The organism is Dankookia sp. GCM10030260, assembly GCF_042666655.1.
In the GTDB taxonomy this organism is placed as follows: domain Bacteria; phylum Pseudomonadota; class Alphaproteobacteria; order Acetobacterales; family Acetobacteraceae; genus Paracraurococcus.
The window spans coordinates 1,597-4,806 of record NZ_JBHTDE010000054.1; the positions used below are offsets into that span (position 1 = coordinate 1,597).

The 3,210-nt window shown below is 58.5% G+C and carries 1 tRNA gene and 2 rRNA genes; all 3 read left to right on the forward strand.

Going from position 1 to position 3,210, the window contains the following annotated elements:
* Positions 1–132 precede the first annotated feature (132 nt).
* The 3 genes from ACFQS7_RS30555 to ACFQS7_RS30565 all read left to right on the forward strand — a co-directional run bounded on the left by ACFQS7_RS30555 (position 133) and on the right by ACFQS7_RS30565 (position 3,210).
* Positions 133–2,867: ribosomal RNA gene (locus ACFQS7_RS30555) — 23S ribosomal RNA — on the forward strand.
* Positions 2,868–2,973: 106 nt separating this feature from the next.
* Positions 2,974–3,088: ribosomal RNA gene (gene rrf, locus ACFQS7_RS30560) — 5S ribosomal RNA — on the forward strand.
* A gap of 45 nt (positions 3,089–3,133) precedes the next feature.
* Positions 3,134–3,210: transfer RNA gene (locus ACFQS7_RS30565), tRNA-Met, on the forward strand.

Below are 3,210 nucleotides of genomic sequence, written 5' to 3' on the forward strand. Positions count from 1 at the left end.
GGCGGTTGCTCTTTGACAGGTGAATCTGGGAATGGAAGTGTAGATTGTTGATAGTAAGCGTAGGGCTTGCTGTTGTGCATTGATTGGCTTGTTGCGCGGTTTGGTACTGCGTGCGGGCGGATTGGTGTTTGATGGTGAGTGAGACAAGGGCGTTCGGTGGATGCCTTGGCGCCAAGAGGCGATGAAGGACGTGGCACGCTGCGAAAAGCCGCGGGGAGATGCGAGCGATCGTTGATCCGCGGATGTCCGAATGGGGCAACCCCTCCTTAGGGAGATCGCCGGCTGAATTCATAGGCCGGCGAGGCGAACCCGGGGAACTGAAACATCTCAGTACCTGGAGGAAAAGACATCAAGTGAGATTCCGCGAGTAGTGGCGAGCGAAAGCGGAGCAGGCCAGTGGTCTTTGCAAGTTAAGCCAAACGGTCTGGAAAGGCCGGCCAGAGTGGGTGATAGCCCCGTAGGCGTATGGCTTGTGGAGATCCTTGAGTAGGGCGGGGCACGTGAAACCCTGTCTGAACATGGGGGGACCACCCTCCAAGCCTAAATACTCCTTGGCGACCGATAGTGCACAAGTACCGTGAGGGAAAGGTGAAAAGCACCCCGACGAGGGGAGTGAAAGAGACCTGAAACCGAGCGCCTACAAGCAGTCGGAGCCCGCAAGGGTGACGGCGTACCTTTTGTATAATGGGTCCGCGAGTTTCTGTTGGCAGCAAGCTTAAGCCGAGAGGTGTAGGCGCAGCGAAAGCGAGTCCGAACAGGGCGTCGAGTTGCCGGTAGAAGACCCGAAACCGAGTGATCTAGCCATGGCCAGGCTGAAGGTGCGGTAACACGCACTGGAGGGCCGAACCCACGCCTGTTGAAAAAGTCGGGGATGAGCTGTGGCTAGGGGTGAAAGGCCAATCAAACTCGGAAATAGCTGGTTCTCCGCGAAATCTATTGAGGTAGATCGTCGCTCGATTACCACCGGAGGTAGAGCACCGGAAGGGCTAGGGGGACCCAAAGTCCTACCAAACCCTACCGAACTCCGAATGCCGGTGAGTACAGGGCGGCAGACAGACAGCGGGTGCTAAGGTCCGTTGTCGAGAGGGAAACAGCCCAGACCACCAGCTAAGGCCCCCAAATGATGGCTAAGTGGGAAAGCATGTAGGACGGCCATAACAACCAGGAGGTTGGCTTAGAAGCAGCCATCCTTTAAAGAAAGCGTAATAGCTCACTGGTCTAATAGCTGTCCCGCGGCGAAAATGTAACGGGGCTCAAGCCATCTGCCGAAGCTGTGGATGCACGAAAGTGCGTGGTAGCGGAGCGTTCCCTAAGCCTGCGAAGCGGGACCCGCGAGGGCCCGTGGAGGTATGGGAAGTGCGAATGCGGACATGAGTAGCGACAAAGCGGGTGAGAAACCCGCTCGCCGAAAGTCCAAGGGTTCCTGCGCAAGGCTAATCCGCGCAGGGTGAGCCGGCCCCTAAGGCGAGGGCGACAGCCGTAGCCGATGGAAACCAGGTCAAAATTCCTGGGCCCGTCAGAAGTGACAGCCGTGAAGTTCTGTCATCCCTTATCGGATTGGGGTGGCAGTTGGATCGGCTCGGGAAATAGCTCTGACATATGGACCGTACCCGAAACCGACACAGGTGGACTGGTAGAGTATACCAAGGCGCTTGAGAGAACGATGCTGAAGGAACTAGGCAAATTGCTCGCGTAACTTCGGGATAAGCGAGACCCTTCCCTGCGCAAGCAGGGTGGGGTGACACAAACCAGGGGGTGGCGACTGTTTAGTAAAAACACAGGGCTCTGCGAAATCGAGAGATGACGTATAGGGTCTGACGCCTGCCCGGTGCCGGAAGGTTAAGGGGAGATGTGCAAGCATCGAACCGAAGCCCCGGTAAACGGCGGCCGTAACTATAACGGTCCTAAGGTAGCGAAATTCCTTGTCGGGTAAGTTCCGACCTGCACGAATGGCGTAACGACCTCCCCACTGTCTCCAGCATCGGCTCAGCGAAATTGAACTCCCCGTGAAGATGCGGGGTACCCGCGGTCAGACGGAAAGACCCTATGAACCTTTACTGCAACTTCGCAGTGGCGCCAGGAAGGGACTGTGTAGGATAGGTGGGAGCCTACGAAACCGGGGCGCTAGCTCTGGTGGAGGCAACCTTGAAATACCACCCTGTGCCTTTCTGGCGTCTAACTGAGCCCCGTTAGCCGGGGCCAGGACCCTGCGTGGTGGGCAGTTTGACTGGGGCGGTCGCCTCCCAAATGGTAACGGAGGCGCGCGATGGTGGGCTCAAGCCGGTCGGACATCGGCTGTTGAGTGCAAAGGCATAAGCCCGCCTGACTGTGAGCGCGACAGCGCGAACAGAGACGAAAGTCGGCCTTAGTGATCCGGTGGTCCCGCGTGGAAGGGCCATCGCTCAACGGATAAAAGGTACTCTAGGGATAACAGGCTGATCTCCCCCAAGAGTCCACATCGACGGGGAGGTTTGGCACCTCGATGTCGGCTCATCGCATCCCGGGGCTGGAGCAGGTCCCAAGGGTTCGGCTGTTCGCCGATTAAAGCGGTACGTGAGCTGGGTTTAGAACGTCGTGAGACAGTTCGGTCCCTATCTGCCGTGGGTGTAGGAGACTTGCGAGGATCTGTCCCTAGTACGAGAGGACCGGGATGGACGTACCTCTGGTGTACCAGTTGTTCCGCCAGGAGCATCGCTGGGTAGCTAAGTGCGGACGGGATAACTGCTGAAGGCATCTAAGCAGGAAACCCCCCTCTAAACGAGGTCTCCCTCGAGGGCCGTGCCAGACCAGCACGTTGATAGGCCGCAGGTGGAAGCCGGGTAACCGGTGCAGCCGAGCGGTCCTAATCGCCCGATAGAACTCCCATCACACCAATGCGCAACGCCGTCCACAAAACGGCACCGCACGCAGCACCAAGCCGCGCCCAACCAACACGCATACACTCCATTCCCACGCAAGGATCCGGCCGGGTGGCCCGGTGGTCATCGCAAGGTTGATACACCCGATCCCATCCCGAACTCGGCCGTGAAACACCTCAGCGCCCATGGTACTGTTGCTCAAGCAACGGGAGAGTCGGTCGCCGCCGGGCCACCCAGCCGGATCCTTGAACTCACCCGTCACACACACACACCACCGCGGGGTGGAGCAGCCCGGTAGCTCGTCAGGCTCATAACCTGAAGGTCACAGGTTCAAATCCTGTCCCCGCATCCA